This is a genomic window from Streptomyces sp. NPDC027189, assembly GCF_055566975.1.
Genome location: NZ_JBVHRI010000004.1, coordinates 578,640 through 598,801, shown reverse-complemented (window position 1 = coordinate 598,801; position 20,162 = coordinate 578,640). Strand labels below are relative to the sequence as shown.

The following is a 20,162-nucleotide window of genomic DNA, read 5'->3' as shown; positions in this document are numbered from 1 at the left end:
GAGCGGACGAACTCCCACTCGGCATCCGACAGTTCATGACGACGTATCACCCGACCATGATCCACCACCCAAGATCATTTGACGACAGACCCTAGCCGATCGGCGCCGGATGGCCCGTCGGTGCCCTGGTCAGCGCGGGATAGTCGGTGTACCCCGCCTCCCCGCCCACGTACATGAGCCGCTCGTCCCGCACCGGATTGAGCGGCGCTCCGGGGCGCAGCCGGGTGACCAGGTCGGGGTTGGCCAGGAACGGCCGTCCGAACGCGATCAGATCCGCCCCGGCGGCCAGCAGTCGCTCGCCCTGGCGCGTGACGTCGTCCCGCGCCCCTGAAAAGGGGCGCGGGGCACTGCACGACCAGCCCACATGGGTAGTGGCGGCGGGGGCGAAGAAACTCGGCGTGCGCCCGAGGTCAGGCGTGGTCACTCACCCCGTGCCCATGGCCGTTGCCCTCCACCCCACGCAACAGATCCCGCCCGAACTCCACCATCTTCTTCGCGTAATCCTCGGTCCACTCGGCCCGCTCACCGATGGCAGCCGGCGTAAGCCGGTCAAACCGCCGAGGATCGGCAAGCTGCGCCGCGGCGATCGCCTGGAACTCGACAGCCCGGTCCGCCGCAGCGCGAAACGCCTGCGTCAGCTCCGTGGCCCGGTCCAACAGCGCACGCGGATCATCGATCGACTCCAGATCGAAGAAATGCTCCGGATCCCCGGCGGCCTCCGCAGGCTCGAAGAGCAGGGGCGCGGGGCGTAGCCGCGGTTCGTTCCGACGCGGCGTGGGCTCCGCCATGTCTTCTCCTCCTCGTACGGTTCAGGGACCCGCCCCCCTCGTGGGTGGGCCACCCTCTATTGTCCCCCGCCCGCGCAAGTGGGACCGGGGGGCGGGACCGGGCAGGGATCCGCAGGGTCCACCGGGCATGGATCCCCAGGATCTATGGCCGCCAAGCCACCCGATGCTCTCCCAGATGGGACAGCACCGCGTGATTCGCCTCCCACCCATCAGGAAACTTCACCGTGACCCCCAGCTGCACCGGCTCCGTCGAGGGATGGTCGTCCAGCAGCTCCGTCACCCCCGCCCGGCACACCACGATGCACGCGTGCCGGTGCCGGGAGGCGAGGACGCACAACCGCCCGGTCTCCAGATGGAACGCGGTCGCGTCCGGTCGTCCCGACAGCGGATGCAGCACGACCGTCACATCGAACTCCCGCCCCTGAAGCCGGTTCGCCGTGTCGACGGTGACGTCCGCGACACCGAGGTCCGCCAGCGCGGCCCGGACGGCCGCGGCCTGGTCCCGGTGTGCCGTGCCGACGGCGATCCGGTCGGCCGTCAGCGGTACCGGATCCTCCGCCCGCTCCGATGTTGCCGCGCCACCCCGGTCCAGCAGCCGGCGTACGACCTGGGCCACAGCCCGCACCGCCTCGGGATCCGTACGAGGCGTGTGCCGGGCCGGCAGCTCCAGCAGCCCCCAACCCGCCTCCGCCGCCTCGTCGATGACCCGGTCGGGGCCCGAACCGTCCGACGGAACGGCGAAGTTCAGCCGCCGGTCGCCGTGCCCCGTCCCGCTGCGGAACGGTGTGTACGGATAGAACGCGTCCGAGACCAGCGGCGCCGCCGTCGCGGGCAGCCGCCACGACACCGGCAGCCGATGCTGCGGCAGCTCCGGATTGTGCGCGAGCAGCGTCGTCACCGCGGACGCCGACGGGTCGTACGACAGGCCGGCCCACTGCTCGGAGCCGACGATCGCGAACGGGTCCAGCTGGCCGGGGTCGCCCACGAACAGCGCCCGCTCGAAGAGCCCGGCCACGGCGAGCAACGCGTCCGACCGCATCTGGTACGCCTCGTCGACGATCGCGTGCCGCCACGGCTCGACGCCCTTGACGTGGGCCCACTTGGCGGCGGTCGAGATGACGACGTCGAGGCCCGCCAGGTCGGCCGCCTTGGTGGACTTGCGCACCTTCTCCAGGCTGTCGAGCGCCTTGTCGTACGGGTCGGAGTCACTGCTGTGCAGCCGCCCGACCGGCAGCTCGGGGTCCTTCTCGGCGAGCCGCAGCACCAGGTCGTCGACCTGGGCGTTGGTCTGCGCGATGACCATCAACGGGCGTCCCGCGGCGGCCAGTTCCAGCGCCGCGCGTACGACGAGGGTCGACTTCCCGGCGCCGGGCGGGGAGTCGACCACGACCCCGCGGTGCGAGCCGTGGAGCGTGTCGCGCAGGATCGCCTCGGTGGCGCGGGTGGCTTCGGCGCCGGGGTCGAACGGGGCGACGGGTTTCACGGGGACGTCCTCTTCGGTCACGTGGCTCACAGGACGTCCTCCTCGACTGCGGGGCCCCACCGGACGTCCACCTCGGTCGCGGGCCTCACAGGACGTCCTCCGCGGTCACCGGATCGGCGTGCGGAACGGTCGCCTCGCCCGGCGGCCCCCCGTGCGTCCACGGTGTCTCCTCCGGGTCGGGCAGTTTGGCGCTGCCCCGCTGCTCGTGCTCGAAGAGCGTGAAGCAGACGAGGTCCCCCTTCTCCGGCACGGACCCGGCCTCGGGCTCCTTGCCGCGGCCCATCTTGTCGACGATGCGCAGCACCACGGCGGCACCCCCGGAATCCTCGAACCCGTCGTATCCCACGAACTCCGCGGCCTGCGGCTTTCCTCCCAACGACCGGTACACCTTGGCCCGTTCTCCCAGATGCGGCCGGTCCTCCGTGCGGACCGTCACCAGTGGGCGCGGGCTGGGCCGCTTGCCCTCGCTGTACGCCATCACGACATCCGTGACCTCGCCCGCGAACGCCTCTCCGGCGAGCCGTCGCCCGGCCATGACGAGCGCGTCGTCCAGGGCCTCCTGGGCTTCCAGGCGGGCCTGTTCGCGCTCGCGCGTGGCGAGCTTGTTCGCCGCGGTGACCGCGTCGTCGCGGCGGGGCTGCGGGGGTTCGCCCGCGGTGATCCGGTCCCGGTGGCCGGTGAACGACCAGCGGTCGCGGGTCCAGCGGTCGGCGGCGTGAGCGCCCTCGGGGAGCGCGCGCAGCAGGTCGAGTCCGCGCCACACCGCGTCCCAGGTGGGCCGGGTGACGCTCGCGACGAGGGCCCGGATCTCCCGCTCGGCGGCGGTGAGCACGCCGAGCCGGTCGTCCGCCTCGACGCCGTCCTCGGCGGCGGCGAGTGCCGTACGCGCGCGGTCGTAGCGCTCGATGGCGGGGGCCAGCAGTGTGTTGTCGAAGGCGGGGTCGGTGGCGGGTCCCGCCGGCGGGCAGGCGAGCTGACCCCGGGAGTCCCGCCGAAGCTCGGCCCGCAGCGCGGCCCGTGCGCCCGACTCGCCTTCCGGCGGGTCGATCCAGGCGAGCAGCGCGCCCAGGTGCTGGTCCTCCAGGCTGCTCTGCCCGGTGGCCCAGTGCCGGGACAGCACGTCGGTGAGGGCGAGGAGGAGGGAGGAACCGGGCACCCGGGACCGCTCCCCGTAGTGCGTCAGCCACCGCCCGAGCAACGGCACCCGGGGCGGCGCCGGATGGGGCGTCTCGGGATCCTGCTCGGCGGTACGCCTGAAACGCATGGAACGCCCGAGCAGCCGTACGAACTCGATGCCCGCCCGGCTGGGCACGATCAACTGCGGGGCGTCCGCGCACAGTTCGACCTCGACCTTGACCCGCTTCCCGGTCTCCGGATCGGTCTCGTTGCGCTCGGCCGCCTCGACCTCGTCCGCGTACGCGTCGATGTACGGCAGCACGACGTCAGCGAGTTCCGCGAGAAACGCGAACCGCAGATCCCGGTCGCGGGGCTGCGGCACGACGAGCAGCCGGGGCGCGTCCCGCTCGGTCCCGACGAGCGCTCCGAGCGGAGCCCCGGCCTCGCCGGCGGTGATCAGCGGCACGAACACCAGCGGCCGCTCAGTGAGATGCCGGTGCCGCACCGTCGCGGCGGCCTGGGCCCGCCCGCTCTCCACGGCCTCCAGCCGGGCGAGGGTGGCGATCAGCGACATACGACCCCCTCCGGCGCTGCCGATGCCCGGGCTCCCAGTGCCTCGGCCCGCAGCCTCGCCGCTCTCCTCAGTGCCGCGACCGCCGGGTCGTCCGGATCCCCGGTCTCACCGTGGGCCGCCGCCAGCACGTCGCCCACCGTCGTCAGCCCGCCCAGCTCCGCGCGCAGTGAGCGCCCCAAGGACGTCACCGCGCCCTCGGCGCGGGAGCGGTCACGGCAGTGGAAGGCCAGTTCGCAGGCGGAGAGGCACTCGGGGGCGTAGGTCGCCGGGACGGATTCGACGGCGGACGTCAGGTCGGCGGTGGGCAGGTCGGGGGAGAAACAGGTGCCCTCGGGGAGGGCGGCGGCGATGTCCTCGACGCGGGTGAGGCGGGCGAGCTGGCGGCGGGTGACCGCGCGCTGCTTGCGGATGTCGACGGCGGACGCGGTCGGGAGGTTGGAGAAGTCCTTGGGGCAGACCAGGAGGATGCGATGGCGGACCTCGGGGACGGGGTCGAGGTGTGCGGCGACCTCCTCCAGGGCGAGGACGTACACCGCGGACTGGCGCGCGGCCGCGCCCACCTTCGCCGGGTCCGCCGAACCGTCCAGCATCGGGAAGGACTTGATCTCCACGACCGTCCAGCCGCCGTCGGGGTGCACGACCACGGCGTCCGGCTCGAGGAAGGCGGGGGAGCCCGCGACGTCGAGCGCGAGCATGGGGTGATCGAGCAGCGTCCAGACACCGGCCGCGGTGGCTTCGCGCAGCGCCAGCGCCGTACGGGCCGCGCGTCCCTCGGGGCCGACGGCGCTCAGGTCGGGGACGACACCGCCCGCGGGCGGCTCGGCGCCGGGGTCCAGCTTCTCGTGCACGAGTCGCAGCAGCTCCGTGCCGCCGTCGGCCTTGACCCGTGCCTCGAACGCGTTGCCCCGCATGAAGGCGAACTGCGACTGCCCGAAGGCGGACGGCGAGCCCAGCGCGCTCGCCAGCTTCGCCTTGTCCACGCCCGCGCCGTCCAGGAGGGCGCGCCGTTCACACCCGGGGTTCGCGGCGAGCGCCGCGAGGGCGCGCGCGTCGAGCGCCTTGGGTGGTACCGCCGGGCCGCGCAGCTCAGCGAGCTGCTGCCGGAGCGCCGTCCCCCGCGTCCGTGGGAGAGGCACCCGGCTCTGCTGCTCCTGGCCCGGTTCGGGACTCGCGCTGTCGGGGAATTCGCTCACCCGCCGAAGTCTGGCACCCCGCACTGACAATTGAGGAACCTGCGCCCCGCGAGGCACCCAAGACCCTCGGGAAACGGGCACCCAGCAGTGTCCTCAGCCGGTCCGCGAGCCGCGTCACGAATGGGGTGAGCAGCAGCCCGACGCCCATCACAGAGGCACCCGCGGCGGCGTCGAGGAAGTAGTGGTTCGCCGTGCCCATCACGACGATCGTGGTGAGCAGCGGATACGCGACACCCGCGACCTTGGCGGCAGGCGTGCGGCCGTACCGCCACAGCATCACTCCGCACCACAGCGCCCAGCCCACGTGCAGGCTCGGCATCGCCGCGTACTGGTTCGTCATGCCGCCCAGGCCCCGCGGCGCGCTCGCCTCGCCGCCCCACCAGCCGTACGAGCTGTACTGCGCCATCGTGTCGACGAAGCCGTGGCCGGGTGAGAGCAGCCGGGGCGGGCAGGTCGGCAGCAGCGTGAAGCCGATCAGGCCGATGAATGTGGACGTCATCAGCCAGGTGCGGGCCGCCCGGTAGTGCACGGTCCGGGAGCGGAAGAGCCAGATCAGGATCGCGGGCGTCACCAAGTAGTGCAGGGACGCGTACCAGAAGTCGGCGGGCACGCCCAGCCAGGCCTCGCGGGTGAACAGCCGGTTCAGCGGGTGCTCGGCGTTGAGGCGGAAGATCTTCTCGATGCGCAGGATCTCCAGGCCGTGGTGGACGGCGCTGGAGCTGTCGCCCCGGGCGAGCAGCCGGCCCGCCGAGTACGACGCGTACACCAGCAGGATCAGCGGCAGCTCGGTCCACCAGCGGAGCCGGGCGTGCGGAGCCGCGGAATGGCGCAGGTCCGTCCACCGGCGAAGCCGGGCGCTTGGTGCCGCCTCGGTGCGCGATGCATCGGTCTGCGGCATCCGATCGCCCTCCCCCATCTGCTTGCGGTGACCCGCCGGTCTGCCCAGTCTGCTGACGACGATCCGTGGCCACACGCGATTTTACGGTGTATGTGAACGCCTCGAAGGGGCGCCCCCGGTCCTCATAGACGCGGAGATCGCCCGGCGGGTTGCCCGAGGTGCCGGTGAGCGATGATGGAGTGACTCACTTCGCACTCGCCCCGTGGTCTCGACTCCCGCTCCGGAAAGGCATCTCTTCATGGCACCGCGCATCCTGCTGGCCCGGCACGGACAGACGGAATGGTCGCTGTCCGGCAAGCACACCGGCAGGACGGACGTAGCGCTCCTGGAAGAGGGCCGGCGCGGCGCCAAGCTGCTGGGGGAGCGGTTGCACCGGGCACCCTTCGACGGCCTCCCCGGGGTCGAGGTGCGCACCAGTCCGCTGGCACGCGCGCGTGAGACGTGCGAACTCGCCGGGTTCGGGGAGCGCGCGACCACCTGGGACACGCTCATGGAGTGGGACTACGGCGCGTACGAGGGCATGACCCCGGCCGAGATCCAGGGAGTTCGGCCGGGCTGGTTCATCTGGCGCGACGGTGTCCCCGAGGGGGAGACCCTGGAGCAGGTCTCCGCGCGCGCGGACGAGGCCGTCGCCTGGGCCCGCGCCGCCGACCGTGACGTCCTGGTCTTCGCCCACGGGCACATCCTGCGCTCCATAGGAGCCCGCTGGCTCGGCCTTCCCCTCGACTTCGCGGCCCGCATCCGGCTCAATCCGACGTCGCTGTCGGTGCTGGGGTGGGCCTACGGGGAGCCCGCGATCGAGACGTGGAACGACTGCGGGCATCTGGCGGGGTAGCCCATCCGCGGCGGGACCCTGCTTGCGCGGATGACGGTTGTCTCTCACGCCGTGCGCGGCAGGTGCCTCACGCCGTGCGCGGCAGGCTTGCGTGGCGTTCCAGGAATGCGGAGACGCCCGAGGCCCTGCGGTGTGGGAGCAGTACGCGGGCCGTTCCCGCCAGCATCGTCTGGATGCGGGAGGACTGGACCTCGCCCAGGAGGTCCAGGACGCGCAGGCCGGCGAGGGCGGCCTCGTCGGGGCGGCCGCCGCGGGCGAGGTCGTCGGCGAGTTCGGCGGTGTAGAGGGCGATGTTGCGGGTGAAGTGCGGGTCCTGGAGCTCGGCGGCGCGGCGCGCGTGGCGGGCCGCGCGGGGCCAGTCGCCCAGCATCGACCAGCACTGCGCCTCCAGACCCTCCAGTTCGGCCTCTCCGTAGAAGGTCATCCACTCGGGATCCGTCTGCGAAGGGCCCCGTTCGTAGAGTGCCTGCGCGCGTGCCAGCGCCTGTTCGCACCCGGCGCGGTCGGCGAGCCCCGCCCAGCCGCCCGCCTCGCGCAGCGCGAGCAGGGAGAGCAGGCGTGGCGAGCCCAGGGGGCGCGCCGCGCGCTGTGCCGCCTGCGCCGCGCGCACGGCCTCGCGCGGGCGCCCCGCGTCGCGCGCCAGGAACGCCGTGTTGCAGAAGGCGTGCGCCTCCAGGCCCGGGTCGCCCGACATCCGGGCGGTCGCGAGGGCCTCCGCGTAGTGCGAGCGCGCGTCGTCGAAGCGCCCGGAGTCGTGCGCCAACCAACCCACCGAGATGGCCAGTTCGCCCGCCCCCGCGTACAGCCGGTCGGCGGTCGACTGCCGGGTGGTGCCCGCGTCGAGAAGCGCGTACGCCGTCCGCAGCGGTGCCGCCGCGCGCCGGTAGAGGCCGTCGGCCCCGTGCCGGTCGTCGAGCAGCCGGATCTTGCGTACGGCCTCTTCGAGGGCGCCCGCCTCGGACGTACCCGCCCGGTGGACGCGCCGTTCCGCGGCCGCGGCGGTGGAGCTCAACGCGACCGCGAAGGGCCCCAGTGAGGCCGCCGCCACGGTGGCGGTGCCTCCGGTCATGAATGCGCGACGCTGCACGTCGCTCTCCTCGTGGTTCTGATCGTGGTCCTCGTACGGGTCGTACGTGTTGTACGGGTCATGCGGGTCGTACGGGATCTGGGTGTGGTGCGGGTCGTACGGGATCTGGGTGTGGTGCGGGTCGTACGGGATCTGGGTGTGGTGCGGGTCGTGCGGGATCTGGGTGTGGTGCGGGTCGTGCGGGATCTGGGTGTGGTGCGGGTCGTGCGGGATCTGGGGGTGTTGCGGGTCCGGCGTTTCATACGTCGCATACGCCCCCTCCGTCTCATGCGAAGCGTGCGAGAGGCTCGTGGAGTGCGGAGGGGGCGCCTCATCCATCTCGCGCGCCCCGCGCCCGCGTACCGATGAGCGGGGCGCGAACCCCAGGTCGGTCAGTGTGCGGCCGGGGAACATGTGCAGGAACACCCGCTCGTACGCGTAGTTGGGACAGCGGATCTCACCCGCCTCGACGCGCCCGATATAGCGCGCGTCGCAGCTGACCCGCTCGCCGATCTCGCGCGCGGCCCGCCGCACCGCCGCGGCGAACTCGCCCGGCGAGCGCTGTCCGCGCAGCCGCCGGAAGGCGAGATTCGGCCGCGGTGGCCGGGGGGACTGGGACGAGGTCACCGTTGACGACGCCATGGCCGGGCCCTCTCTTGCGAACCGTCGAACCATGCCGGATTCAACGCGAGTTACCCGGGTTGTGTCCTGTGGGTGCCCTGCTTCCGGCGGGGCAAGAACGTACCTGCTGTGACGACGTCGCCACGTTGGGTTTGGCTACAAACCGGATATCTCATCCACGATCTGCCATGAACTGCCATCCTTTGCGGCGGTGTTCCGCCGTAGCCGTTGACGTCCTGACGCGTTGAACCCTGCGGACCGGGAGCCGCCCGAACTCCCGACCCACTCGTCATGAGGAGGGGTTCCGTTGGAGGCCGGGATGGAGACCAGGCAGAGCACCGAGTTCCGTACATCGCTGTCGACCGCGCAGCACAGGCCGTCCCCGGAGTGCAGCGCCCCACCACAGCCGGTCGCCGAATGCGACCTGGTGACCGTTCCCGCGCGACAGGGCCTGGAGGCGGTCGACATCCTGCGCCGCGGCTCCTGCGACGCCGTCGGGCCCGTGCTCCACGACGACGGCTGCGACACCCTCGGCTTCCTGGTGCCGCCCGGCACCGCCGACGCCTGGGACGTGCCCGGCAGTACCTGTACGCAGACCAACGGCCGTGGGCTCAGCCTGGCCCCGGAACCTCCGGTCGAGGGCTCGGACTGGCTGCTGCCGCCCGATGAGGCGGACCTCGCGACCGACCCGGCCGTACTGCGGGCCGCGCTGGGGGAGGCGGCCCGGCTCATCGAGGCGGCGGACAACTGCCAGTGACCCCACTGGACCGCCGCTGAGCCGACCCGACCGTACGCCCCGATAATGGCGGGATGGCAAGGGCGAGGAACAAGCGGTCGGACGACGGGCGCGAGGCGGGGCGGAGTGCGCGGCGCGGGCAGGCGTCCGCCGAAGCCGTCGTCGAGCCGGTCGACGGCGGGCTCGCCCAGCTGATTCCCGACCGGGACCGGGCGCGCGCCTGGACCCTGCTGATCGACGGCGCCCCGCAGTCGCACGTCGACCTCGACGACCCCGCGTACCTGAGCTTCGAGTACCAGCGCCGCCTCGGCCATGTCATCGACCTCGTCGCCCCGCCCGGCAAGCCCGTGCACGCGGTGCACCTCGGCGGCGGTGCCCTCACCCTCGCCCGCTACACCGCGGCGACCCGCCCCCGCTCCACCCAGCAGGTCGTCGAACGTGACGCGGCCCTCGTCCAACTGGTCCGGCGAGAGCTGCCGTTGGACCCGAACGCACGCATCCGGGTGCGCTCCCTGGACGCCCGCGAAGGGCTCGCCAAGGTGCCCGACGGCTGGGCGGACCTGGTGATCGCGGATGTGTTCAGCGGGGCGCGTACGCCGGCGCATCTGACGTCCGTCGAGTTCGTCACAGAGGTCCGCAGGGTCGTGAAGGCCGGCGGCGTCTACGCCGCGAACCTCGCCGACGGGCCCCCGCTCGCCCACCTTCGCGGCCAGATCGCCACGGTGGCGGCCGCCTTCCCCGAACTCGCCCTGGTCGCCGACCCGACGGTGCTGCGCGGCAAACGCTTCGGAAACGCGGTCCTCGTGGCCTCCGACCACCCGCTGCCGATCGCCGAACTCACCCGCCGCGCGGCCTCCGATCCGCACCCCGGACGGCTCGAACACGGCAAGCAGCTCAGCGACTTCACCGGAGGCGCGACCCCGGTCACGGACGCGGCTGCGGTGGCGTCACCGGCGCCGCCCCCGTCGGTCTTCCGCTGACCGGCGGGCCGGGTCAGTCGGTCTTCCGGTGACCGGCAGGCCGGTTCAGTAGGTCTCGATCTCCACGTGCGGCGGCCCGTCGTGCCAGGTGCAGAACACCGTCACCCGGTCCGCGCCCGAGGCGAACTCCACGCGGATCCAGGTCTCCGTCTTCCACACCTGCATCGACCAACCGGCGCCCGGCGTCGCGGACACCAGCGTCGCGGACGTCTTTCCGAGGTCGAAGACCGCCCGGCCGCCGTCGGTGTCGTAGCTCTTGATCTGCCCGGACGAGGTCGGGGAGGGGGAGGCGGCCGGGGGCGTCGACCTGGAGGGCGTCGGGCTCGGCTGTCGGCTCGCGGGCGGCTTGCTCGACGGGCTCTTCGACGGCTCGGCCCGCTGTGTCGAGGAGGCGAGCGGCTTGGACTCCTGCGTCGTCGCGTCGCCCGCCGTGATGGGCAGGGCGCGCGGCGGGTCGTACGCCGTCCCTGTCATCACCGTGTGGACACCCCACCACGACAGCGTGACCGCCGCGCCCGTGGCGAGCGACCAAGCGAGTACGTGGACGAGTCCTCTGCGCATCGCGGCCATACTGCACCACGAGCCCCACCGGTGTCTCACGGGTGCGTCACAGTCCGGGTTGTCCACGTCCTGGTGATCCGAGTTGTCCACAGGCCCCCGAACGGCTCGCCCCGATGGCGTACGGTGCCGCCCATGGCAAGTGTGCTCGTGGTCGAGGACGACCAGTTCGTACGCTCGGCCCTCATCCGGCATCTGACCGATGCCGCGCACACCGTGCGCAGTGTCGGCACCGCACTTGAGGCGCTGCGCGAGGTCGCCCATTTCCGTTTCGACGTTGTCATCCTCGACCTCGGTCTGCCCGATCTGGACGGGTCCGAGGCGCTGAAGATGCTGCGCGGAATCACCGACGTCCCGGTGATCATCGCCACCGCGCGGGACGACGAGACGGAGATCGTCCGCCTGCTGAACGACGGCGCGGACGACTATCTGACCAAGCCGTTCTCGGTCGAGCACCTGTCGGCGCGGATGGCGGCGGTGCTGCGCCGCTCGCGGACCAGCGCCGGGGACGCGCCGCCGTCGACGGTCATCCGGGTCGGCGGTCTCGCCATCGACCCGCTGCGGCGCCAGGCCGAGTTGGACGGCGTACGGCTGGACCTCACGCGGCGCGAGTTCGACCTGCTCGCCTTCCTGGCCGGGCGGCCCGGCGTCGTCGTACCGCGCAAGGAACTGCTCGCCGAGGTGTGGCAGCAGGCATACGGGGATGATCAGACCATTGACGTCCATCTGTCGTGGCTGCGACGGAAATTGGGCGAAACGGCGGCGCGGCCGCGCTATCTGCACACCCTGCGGGGGGTCGGCGTAAAGCTGGAGCCGCCGCTATGAGGTGGGCGCCGGGCGAGGGGTGGGCGTCATGAGGTGGGCGCTGGTCAAGGTGTGCGTGGCGGTGACCACGATGGTCGTGGTCGCCTTCGCGGTCCCGCTGGGTCTGGTGATCAAGGAGATGGCGCGGGACCGGGCCTTCTCGAACGCCGAGCGGGAGGCCGCGGCCATCGCGCCCGCGCTCTCCATCACCACCGACCGGGACCAGTTGGAGCGGGTCGTCGCCTCGGCGGGTTCCGACTCGGGGATGGCCGTGCACATACCCGCCGCCGACGGCGCGGCCGCGGTCGAGATCGGCAAGCAGCGCGCCGCCGGCAAGGACATCGGCACGACCCGGAAGCTGGGCCGCGCCTCCACCACGGAGGTCCCCGGCGGCTCCACGCTGCTCCAGCCCGTAGCGCTGAGCTCCGGCGAGATCGCGGTCGTCGAGGTGTACGTCCCCGAGTCCGAGGTCAGCAACGGCGTAGGCGTGGCCTGGGCGGTGCTCGCCGCGGTCGGCGTCGCACTCATCATCGGCTCGGTCGCGGTCGCCGACCGGCTGGGCGTACGGATGGTGCTGCCCGCGCAGCGCCTGGTCGAGAGTGCGCACGAGCTGGGGGAGGGGAAGCTGGGGGCGCGGGTGCCCGAGGAAGGGCCCACGGAACTGCGGCTGGCGGCGGTCGCGTTCAACTCGATGGCCGATCAGGTCGTGCAACTACTGGTGAATGAACGGGAGTTGGCGGCAGATCTCTCGCATCGCCTGCGTACGCCGCTGACGGTGCTGCGGCTCAACACGGCCTCGCTCGGTGACGGACCCGCCGCCGAGCAGACCCGGGCCGCCGTCGCGCAGCTGGAGCGCGAGGTCGACACGATCATCCGGACCGCCCGGGAGGCCAAGCCGCAGACCGCGGCGATAGGCGTCGGCGCCGGGTGCGACGCGTCCGAAGTCGTGCGCGAGCGGATGGACTTCTGGTCGGCGCTCGCGGAGGACGAGGGCCGCAAGGTGCGGGTGGCCGGGATCGACCGACCGGTCCGCATACCCGTCGCCCGCGCCGACCTGGTGGCCGCGCTCGACGCGCTCCTCGGCAATGTCTTCCGGCACACCCCGGAAGGCACGGCCTTCGCGGTCGATGTGCACAACGGCGAGGACGCCGTGATCGTGCTGGTGTCGGACGCGGGCCCGGGGATCGTGGATCCCGAGGCGGCCATGGCGCGCGGCCGCGGCTCCGGGAGCGACGGGTCGACGGGGCTCGGCCTCGACATCGTGCGGCGGCTCGCGGAGTCGACGGGCGGGGACGTGCGCATCGGTTCGTCCGTGCTGGGCGGGACCGAGGTGCGCATCTGGATCCAACTGGACGGGCGGGCGACCCCCCTCCGGCGGGGGCACCGGGGGGCCGTACGCCGCCGTCGCCGCTGGGCGGGCGTGAGCTGACGTTTCGCTGCGTTGCGCTGCGCCGGCTTTGGGTCGCGTCTGAGTTTCGCTGCGCGGGGGCTTTGGCCGGCGTCTGACTTCGGCTGCGCGGGCTTTCTTCTTCGCCGCTCCGCGGCGTTTCTCTTCGCCGCTCAGCGGCGGGTTTCCCACCCACCCGCCTTTTTGCCTGCTCCGCATGCCCAGACCCCCGCCGCTCCGCGGCGTCTTTTACCTGCTCCGCAGGCCCCCAGTCCCGCCGCTGCGCGGCGGCTCTGGGCGCTCCAATTGGTCTCTACCTTTAACCGCCCCCGATGCCTTCCTTAAGCGCACCCTAAGATCCTCAACCTCCGCCCGGATGAAGCGGTTTGCCCGATTCCGGGTCGCTAGCGTGCTGCCGCACCCACCCCTGGGAATCCCCCGTGAACCCCCGTGAAACCGCGAAGGCAGGCACGCGATGAGCAGCACGCACCGGCGCAAGGTCAGTGGCAGGAACAAGGCGATAGGCGGCATCGTCGCCGCGGCCGTGGTCGGCGGTGGCGCCATCCTGTTCACCGGGACCGCGCAGGCAGCCGGCGTCGGCGCCGCGTACACCAAGACCAGTGACTGGTCGACGGGTTACACCGCGCAGTACGTCATCACGAACGACAGCAGCCAGGTGAAGGGGGACTGGACGCTGGAGTTCGACCTGCCGTCCGGCGCCAAGCTCAGCTCGCTGTGGAACGGCGAGTCGAGCGTGAGCGGGCAGCACGTCACCGTGAAGCCGCCGGCCTGGGACAAGGACGGCCTGAAGGCCGGCGAGTCCGTCACCGTCGGCTTCGTCGTGAACGGCACCGCGAACCCGACGGGTTGTCTCATCGACAGCGCCAAGTGCTCGGTGGACGACGGTGCGACGCCCGAGCCGAGCGGCCGCCCCACGGAGTCCACGACCCCGACCCCGAAGCCCACCCCGACGGCCACCGCTTCTCAGAGTGCGACGCCCACCCCGACCGCGACCCCCTCTCCCTCGCAGAGCTCCGGCAGCGGCAGCACGGCGAACGCCGGCTTCGCGCCCTACGTCGACACCTCCCTCTACCCGGCCTTCGATCTGGTCGCCAGCGCCACGGCCACCGGCGTGAAGGACTACAACCTGGCCTTCATCACGGACGGCGGCGGCTGCACCCCCAAGTGGGGCGGTGTGACCGACCTCGCCAGTGACGGGGTGGCGTCGCAGATCGGTGCGCTGCGCGCCAAGGGCGGCGACGTCCGCGTCTCCTTCGGCGGGGCCTCCGGTTCGGAGCTGGCGACGACCTGTTCCTCGGCGGACGCGCTGGCGACGGCGTACGGGAAGGCCGTGGACGCGTACAACCTCACGAAGGTCGACTTCGACGTCGAGGGCGGCGCGCTGCCGAACACGACCGCGAACACGAACCGTGCGAAGGCCATCGCGAAGCTCCAGCAGCAGCACCCGAACCTGGACGTTTCCTTCACCCTGCCGGTGATGCCGGAGGGCCTCACCCAGGACGGCGTGAACCTCCTGTCCAACGCCAAGTCGAACGGCGTGAAGATCAACACCGTGAACATCATGGCGATGGACTACGGCCCCTCGTACAGCGGTGACATGGGCACCTATGCCGAGCAGGCCGCCACGGCCACGCAGGCGCAGGTGAAGAGCGTCCTCGGGCTGTCGGACAGCGCGGCGTGGAAGGCCGTCGCCGTCACCCCGATGATCGGCGTGAACGACGTGTCCTCCGAGATCTTCAAGGTCGACGACGCCTCGCAGCTGGTGACCTTCGCCAAGTCCAAGGGCCTCGGCTGGCTGTCGATGTGGTCGGCCACCCGTGACAAGCAGTGCCCGGGCGGCGCCAAGAACTCCGCCGACGCGACCTGCAGCTCCATCGTCCAGGACGCGGGGGCCTTCTCGAAGGCCTTCGGCGCCTACAAGTAGCCACCATCGGCCACCGGCGGCCCCGGAGCGGCCGCCAGTAGCCACCAGCGGCCCTGAGCGGCCACACACAGCCATCACCGAACGGGGGTCGCGCGCCCCGGCCGGATCTCCCCCCACCCGGCCGGGGCGCACTTCACCTCTGAATATGGACTTACAGGTCCAATATTGCTTACGGCTTCGATCATGGGCAGGCCGAGGCAGTTCGACGAGGAAGCCGCCGTGGAGAGCGCGATGCGTGTCTTCTGGCGGAAGGGGTACGGGGCGACCACGCCGCAGGACGTGGTCGACGAACTCGGCATCGGCAAGGGCAGTTTGTACCACGCCTTCGGCAGCAAGCGGGCGCTGTTCGAGCGCTCGCTCCAGCCGGCGTATGGGGCGGTGCACGCACGGACCAGGTCGCGGCGAGGCGACCTGGTCCGAGCTGGGGCGCGGCCTTCGGGTGAGTGAAGGCCGTCAGACCTTGGCCGGCGAGCTCCCCTCTGTCAGGCCCAGCCTGCCGTGCACCGCGCGCAGTGGCTTCGGGGCGTACCAGGCCGTGCGGCCCAGGAGCCGCATGGCCGCCGGGACCAGCACACCGCGTACGGCCACCGCGTCGATCAGGATCGCCAGACCGCTGCCGAGGCCGAACATCTGGATGAAGCTGACGTGGGCCGTGCCGAAGGCGAAGAAGCTGACCGCGAGGAGGCCGGCTGCCATCGTGACGATTCGGCCGGTGTGGGAGAGGCCGCTGGTGACGGCGGTCTCCGTGTCGGCGCCCGCGTCGTGGAGTTCCTTGATGCGGCTGGTGACGAAGACCTCGTAGTCCATGGACAGGCCGAAGGCGATGCAGAACATGAGGACCGTCATGGATGTGTCCATGGGTTGCGGGGTGAAGCCGAGCAAGGAGGCCAGGTGGCCGTCCTGGAAGATCCACACCATGACGCCGATGGCCGCGGTGAGGCTGACGGCGTTGAGGACCAGCGCCCGCAGCGGCTGCACGACGCTGCCGGTGAAGAGGAAGAGGATCAGGAAGGTGGTGCCGGCGACGAGGCCGATGGCGTACGGGAGTCGGTCCGCGATCGACGCCTTGGAGTCGACGAGGCGTGCGTCGGTGCCGCCGACCAGTGCCTCGGTTCCGCCGGGCGCGTCCACGGCTCGTACGGCCTCGACCAGGTCCTGTGCCTCGTCCGACTTGGGGGTCAGGCCGGTGACGACGGTGATCCGCTGGGCGTCGGGGCGGGCGAGTGCGGCCGCGGCGGGGCCGGGCGGGGCGGACCGGCCGTCGGTGTAGGTACCGGCGGAGGTCTCGACCCGGGCCGCGCCGTCGAGCCGCGAGAGAGCGGTCGCGTACATACGCAGGTCGGCCGGGGCGACCGGCCCCGTCGTGACGATCTGCACCGCCGACTCGTCGCTGCCGGTGAAGTCGTGCTGCACCGCGGTGGCGACCTGACGGCTCTGCGCGCTCTCGGGCAGCACCCGCTCGTCCGGCGTGCCGAAGGTGACGCCGAGCAGTGGACTCGCGGCGAGCAGCAGGACGGCGAGGACCGGCAGTGCGGTCAGGGCGGGCCTGCGCATGACCGTGCGGGACAGCCGGGCCCACAGGGGTGCTTCGGCGCTCCGTACCGTCTGTGCCCAGGGCAGTCGGCCGTTGTTGATCCGGTGGCCCAGCACGGCGAGCAGCGCGGGGATGACCAGCAGGGCGCTGCCGGCGGCGATGGCCACCACGCCGATGCCCGCGTAGGCGAAGGAGCGCAGGAAGAACTGCGGGAAGACCAGTAGCGCGGCGAGTGCGGCGGCGACGGTCGCGGCCGAGAAGGTGATGGTCCGCCCGGCCGTTCGTACCGTGTGCCGCAGTGCGTCGGGGACTTCGGCGCCCTCGGCGAGATGCTCGCGGAACCGGCTGATCATGAGCAGCGCGTAGTCGATGCCGAGGCCCAGGCCGAGCGCGGTGGTGAGGTTGATCGAGAACACCGACACGTTGGTGAGGCTGCCCAGTACGTAGAGCTCGGCGAAGGTGCCGACGATCGCGATCAGCCCGATGACCAGGGGCAGCAGTGCCGCTACGACGCTGCCGAAGGCGATCACCAGCAGGATCAGGATCAGCGGTACGGCGATCGACTCGGCCAGCGCCAGGTCCTTGGCGACCTGCGTGGGCACCTCGTCGCCGACCGCGGCCTCGCCGCCGGCCCGCACGGCCAGCCCGTTCCGGTCGCCGGTGTACTGCTTGATGATCACCGAGGCGTTGTCGCCCTGCTCGGTGTCGTCGCCCTTCACATGGGCCAGGACCAGCGCCTCCTTGCCGTCCCGGGAGGTCAGCGCCGAGCTGCCGTTGTCCCAGTACGAGATCACGTTCGCCAGGGTGGACTCGCCCTTGAGCTGCGAGGTGAGGGTGCGCCCGGCGCGTTCGACGGCGGGGGAGTCGATGCCGCCGCCGTCCTTGTCGGCCCGGACCAGCAGGACCAGGTTGCTCTCGCCGCCGAACTTCTCGTCGATGAGCTGCTGGGCGCGGGCCGAGGGCGCGCTCGGATCCTCGAAGCCGCCGCCGAGGAGCTTGCCGAACGCCCCGAAGCCAATGGCCCCCATGGCGACCACGGCCACCACGGTGAGTGTCAGTACGAGCCGGCTCCGGTGGAGGGCCAGCTCGGCGATGCGGTCGAACACTGTGATCGCCTCCGGATGTGTGCGCCGCCATGTTTACGGCGTTAACATGGACAGTGGCACAAGATGTTAACGGCGTCAACATGGATATGTTAATGGCGTCAACTTCGGGCAGGATGGGGTCATGGATCCCGGCGGGACGCCGTCGGGGGACCCGGGAGATCGCGGTAGTGGGACCCGAGAGCTCGGGGTCGTGGGACCCGGCAGGTCGGGTTCATGGATCCCGGAGGGATGGGTCCAGGATTCGGGCAGGATGGGGATCATGGAGTCGATCACGGGCGGCAAGTCCCGCTACCACCACGGCGACCTCCGCAACGCGCTGATCGAGGCCGCCGTCGAACTCGCGGCCGAAGGCGGCCCGGAGCGTGTCGTCCTGCGCGAGGCGGCCCGCAGCGTCGGAGTGTCACCCACCGCCGCGTACCGCCACTTCAACGGCCAAGGAGAACTCCTGGAAGCCGTGAAGATCCACGGCCAGCAGGCGCTCGCCGCCTCCATGGCCGAGGCTGTGCGCGTACTGCCCGGGCTCGACGACCCGGGCGAGGAGGCCGTGCGCAGGACCGAGGCGATCGGGCGCGGGTACGTCCGGTTCGCGGTCGAGCACCCCGGGCTCTACCGCACCGCCTTCTGCCGCACGTCCGCGGCGGAGGAGAACGACTTCACCGGCCTCGAAGCCCCCGACGGCAGCCCGGAGTTCGCGGCGTTCAGAGAACTCTCGGACACGCTGGACACGCTGGTGGCCACAGGCCGGATGCGGCCGGAGAACCGCCCCGCGGCCGAGATCGCCGCCTGGTCGGCCGTCCACGGCCTCTCCCTGCTCATCCTCGACGGGCCGCTCGCCCTGCTCTCCGCCGACCAGCGCGACGCGGTGGTCGAAAGCACCCTCGCCACCATCGTGGCCGGCCTCACCCGCCGGCTGCCGACCGCGAATCCCCGGCCTCCGGGCAGTTGACGCACCAAGACCCGAAGCCGGACACCGGCGCCCTCTGCCGACCGGCCGGTGCGCCGACGACGTACTCCATGGCCCCGGACGACACCGGGGCGCGGCACCCCCCTCAGGTGCCGCGCCCCGCCCCCCGCCAACCCCCGTCACATGGTCTACTCGGCGGCCGCCGGCGGCGGCAGCGTGCCCGCCCGCGCCGCCTGCCCGTACCAGAGGGCGCTCGACTTCGGCGTACGAGTCTGGGTCGCGTAGTCCACGTACACCGCGCCGAAGCGCTTGCCGTAGCCGTACGCCCACTCGAAGTTGTCCATCAGGGACCAGAGGTAGTAGCCGCGCACGTCCGCGCCGTCGGTGATGGCGCGGCGCACCGCGGACAGATGGCCGTGCAGGTACGCGATCCGCTCGGGGTCGTGGACGCGGCCGTCCGGGTCCGGCTTGTCGTCGTAGGCCGCGCCGTTCTCCGTCACGTACAGCGGCAGACCCGGCGCCTCCCGCGTGTAGCGCATGATCAGGTCGTGCAGGCCCGTCGGGTCGATGGTCCAGCCCATCTCCGTACGCTCGCCCGGGGTTTGATGGAAGGCGACGTCGTCCGCGCCGGGCCAGGGGGAGTACGAGCTCGCGCCGTGACCGTCGGCGCGCGGGCCCGCCGCGGTGGTGTCCGCCGCCGAAACCAGCGTCGGTGTGTAGTAGTTGAGGCCGAGCGCGTCGAGCGGCTGGTGGATCGCCGCGAGGTCGCCGTCCAGGACGTACGACCAGTCCGTGACCGACGATGTCGCCGCCGGCAGTGTCTCCGGGTACGCGCCGTGCAGCATCGGGCCGTGGAAGACGCCGTTGGCGAGATCATCGATGCGCCGCACGGCCGCCAGGTCCGCCGGGTCCTGCGAAAGCGGCCTGACCACCGAGGAGTTGAGGCTCACCGCGACCGTGTTGCGGGCGGGCATCGCGCCGCGCAGGGCCGAGGCGCCGAGCCCGTGTGCCAGGTTCAGGTGGTGCGCCGCCCGCAGTGACGCCGCCGCGTCCGTACGGCCCGGAGCGTGCACCCCGGAGCCGTACCCCAGGAACGCGCTGCACCAGGGCTCGTTGAGGGTGATCCACTGCTCGACACGGTCGCCCAGTGCCTCGCCGACGATCTGCGCGTACTCGGCGAAACGCAGCGCCGTGTCGCGCTCCGGCCAGCCGCCCGCGTCCTCCAGCTCCTGCGGGAGGTCCCAGTGGTAGAGGGTGACGGCGGGCTTGATGCCGTGGGCGAGGAGCTCGTCGACTAGCCGTCGGTAGAAGTCCAGGCCGCGCTGCACGGCGGGCCCGCGACCGGTCGGCTGCACCCGCGGCCAGGAGACCGAGAAGCGGTACGCCGTCAGGCCCAGCTCCGCCATCAGGGCCACGTCGTCGCGGTAGCGGTGGTAGTGGTCGACGGCCACGTCACCGGTCTCACCGCCCGCCGTCTTGCCCGGCGTATGGCTGAAGGTGTCCCAGATCGAGGGCGTGCGGCCGTCCTCCCGCACCGCCCCCTCGATCTGGTAGGCGGAGGTCGCCGCGCCCCAGAGGAAGGCTGAAGGAAAGGTCGCGGGGGTAATGGGCTCAGGCATGGAAGCGCTCCCATA

17 protein-coding genes and 1 pseudogene are annotated in these 20,162 nt (G+C 71.9%); 8 read left to right on the top strand and 10 right to left on the bottom strand.

What is annotated here, in order from left to right:
* Nucleotides 1-91: 91 nt before the first annotated feature.
* The 6 genes and pseudogenes from ACZ4RZ_RS13615 to ACZ4RZ_RS13590 all read right to left on the bottom strand — a co-directional run.
* Nucleotides 92-304: pseudogene (locus ACZ4RZ_RS13615) on the bottom strand (alkene reductase); the annotation flags it as partial.
* A 106-nt stretch (nt 305-410) separates the two neighbouring features.
* A complete protein-coding gene (locus ACZ4RZ_RS13610; protein ID WP_467744299.1) occupies nt 411-788 on the bottom strand; it encodes a hypothetical protein in 378 nt (125 codons plus the stop codon).
* Nucleotides 789-930: 142 nt separating this feature from the next.
* Nucleotides 931-2,301 (bottom strand): AAA domain-containing protein, encoded by a 1,371-nt coding sequence (locus ACZ4RZ_RS13605; RefSeq protein ID WP_467744298.1) that lies wholly within the window; start codon nt 2,299-2,301, stop codon nt 931-933.
* Between the two features lie 55 nt (nt 2,302-2,356).
* Entirely contained in the window at nt 2,357-3,961 is a 1,605-nt protein-coding gene (locus ACZ4RZ_RS13600; protein WP_467744296.1) for a hypothetical protein, read from the bottom strand.
* Nucleotides 3,952-5,097: a hypothetical protein gene (locus ACZ4RZ_RS13595; protein WP_467744342.1), complete on the bottom strand. Its 1,146-nt coding sequence runs from the start codon at nt 5,095-5,097 to the stop codon at nt 3,952-3,954. The genes ACZ4RZ_RS13600 and ACZ4RZ_RS13595 overlap by 10 nt, the downstream gene beginning before the upstream one ends.
* The gene (locus ACZ4RZ_RS13590) at nt 5,048-6,052 is read right to left on the bottom strand and encodes a phosphatase PAP2 family protein (RefSeq protein ID WP_467744294.1); all 1,005 of its coding nucleotides are present in this window, start codon (nt 6,050-6,052) and stop codon (nt 5,048-5,050) included. Before ACZ4RZ_RS13590 ends, ACZ4RZ_RS13595 begins: the two co-directional genes overlap by 50 nt.
* Nucleotides 6,053-6,290: 238 nt before the next feature.
* Here ACZ4RZ_RS13590 and ACZ4RZ_RS13585 point away from each other — a divergent pair, with 238 nt between their 5' ends.
* Nucleotides 6,291-6,887: a histidine phosphatase family protein gene (locus ACZ4RZ_RS13585; protein ID WP_467744292.1), complete on the top strand. Its 597-nt coding sequence runs from the start codon at nt 6,291-6,293 to the stop codon at nt 6,885-6,887.
* 67 nt (nt 6,888-6,954) lie between these two features.
* Here ACZ4RZ_RS13585 and ACZ4RZ_RS13580 read toward each other — a convergent pair whose 3' ends face one another.
* Entirely contained in the window at nt 6,955-8,595 is a 1,641-nt protein-coding gene (locus ACZ4RZ_RS13580) for a hypothetical protein (RefSeq protein WP_467744290.1), read from the bottom strand.
* A gap of 298 nt (nt 8,596-8,893) precedes the next feature.
* Between ACZ4RZ_RS13580 and ACZ4RZ_RS13575 the strand changes: the two genes are divergently transcribed.
* Together ACZ4RZ_RS13575 and ACZ4RZ_RS13570 are read left to right on the top strand one after the other, a co-directional pair.
* Nucleotides 8,894-9,331, top strand: coding sequence for a hypothetical protein (locus ACZ4RZ_RS13575; protein WP_467744288.1), 438 nt, complete (start codon nt 8,894-8,896; stop codon nt 9,329-9,331).
* Between the two features lie 53 nt (nt 9,332-9,384).
* Nucleotides 9,385-10,290 (top strand): spermidine synthase, encoded by a 906-nt coding sequence (locus tag ACZ4RZ_RS13570; RefSeq protein WP_467744286.1) that lies wholly within the window; start codon nt 9,385-9,387, stop codon nt 10,288-10,290.
* Between the two features lie 45 nt (nt 10,291-10,335).
* On the opposite strand, the gene ACZ4RZ_RS13565 is transcribed toward ACZ4RZ_RS13570, so the two are convergent.
* Nucleotides 10,336-10,851, bottom strand: a complete 516-nt coding sequence (locus ACZ4RZ_RS13565; RefSeq protein WP_467744284.1) for a hypothetical protein — start codon at nt 10,849-10,851, stop codon at nt 10,336-10,338.
* 132 nt (nt 10,852-10,983) lie between these two features.
* On the opposite strand from ACZ4RZ_RS13565, the gene ACZ4RZ_RS13560 reads away from it, so the two are divergent.
* The 4 genes from ACZ4RZ_RS13560 to ACZ4RZ_RS13545 all read left to right on the top strand — a co-directional run bounded on the left by ACZ4RZ_RS13560 (nt 10,984) and on the right by ACZ4RZ_RS13545 (nt 15,431).
* Nucleotides 10,984-11,673 carry a response regulator transcription factor gene (locus tag ACZ4RZ_RS13560; RefSeq protein ID WP_189184867.1) on the top strand — a complete coding sequence of 230 codons (690 nt, stop codon included), beginning with the start codon at nt 10,984-10,986 and terminating at the stop codon, nt 11,671-11,673.
* 28 nt (nt 11,674-11,701) lie between these two features.
* On the top strand, nt 11,702-13,081 hold the full coding sequence (locus ACZ4RZ_RS13555) for a sensor histidine kinase (RefSeq protein ID WP_467744281.1): 1,380 nt from the start codon (nt 11,702-11,704) through the stop codon (nt 13,079-13,081).
* A 433-nt stretch (nt 13,082-13,514) separates the two neighbouring features.
* Entirely contained in the window at nt 13,515-14,984 is a 1,470-nt protein-coding gene (locus tag ACZ4RZ_RS13550; protein ID WP_467744279.1) for a glycoside hydrolase family 18 protein, read from the top strand.
* 183 nt (nt 14,985-15,167) lie between these two features.
* Nucleotides 15,168-15,431: a helix-turn-helix domain-containing protein gene (locus tag ACZ4RZ_RS13545; protein ID WP_467744277.1), complete on the top strand. Its 264-nt coding sequence runs from the start codon at nt 15,168-15,170 to the stop codon at nt 15,429-15,431.
* A gap of 6 nt (nt 15,432-15,437) precedes the next feature.
* Here the strand turns inward: ACZ4RZ_RS13545 and ACZ4RZ_RS13540 are convergent, their stop codons facing one another.
* On the bottom strand, nt 15,438-17,624 hold the full coding sequence (locus tag ACZ4RZ_RS13540) for an MMPL family transporter (protein WP_467744275.1): 2,187 nt from the start codon (nt 17,622-17,624) through the stop codon (nt 15,438-15,440).
* Nucleotides 17,625-17,883: 259 nt separating this feature from the next.
* On the opposite strand from ACZ4RZ_RS13540, the gene ACZ4RZ_RS13535 reads away from it, so the two are divergent.
* Nucleotides 17,884-18,570: a TetR/AcrR family transcriptional regulator gene (locus ACZ4RZ_RS13535; protein WP_467744274.1), complete on the top strand. Its 687-nt coding sequence runs from the start codon at nt 17,884-17,886 to the stop codon at nt 18,568-18,570.
* A 146-nt stretch (nt 18,571-18,716) separates the two neighbouring features.
* Here ACZ4RZ_RS13535 and ACZ4RZ_RS13530 read toward each other — a convergent pair whose 3' ends face one another.
* Nucleotides 18,717-20,147 (bottom strand): GH1 family beta-glucosidase, encoded by a 1,431-nt coding sequence (locus ACZ4RZ_RS13530; protein WP_467744272.1) that lies wholly within the window; start codon nt 20,145-20,147, stop codon nt 18,717-18,719.
* Nucleotides 20,148-20,162: the final 15 nt, after the last annotated feature.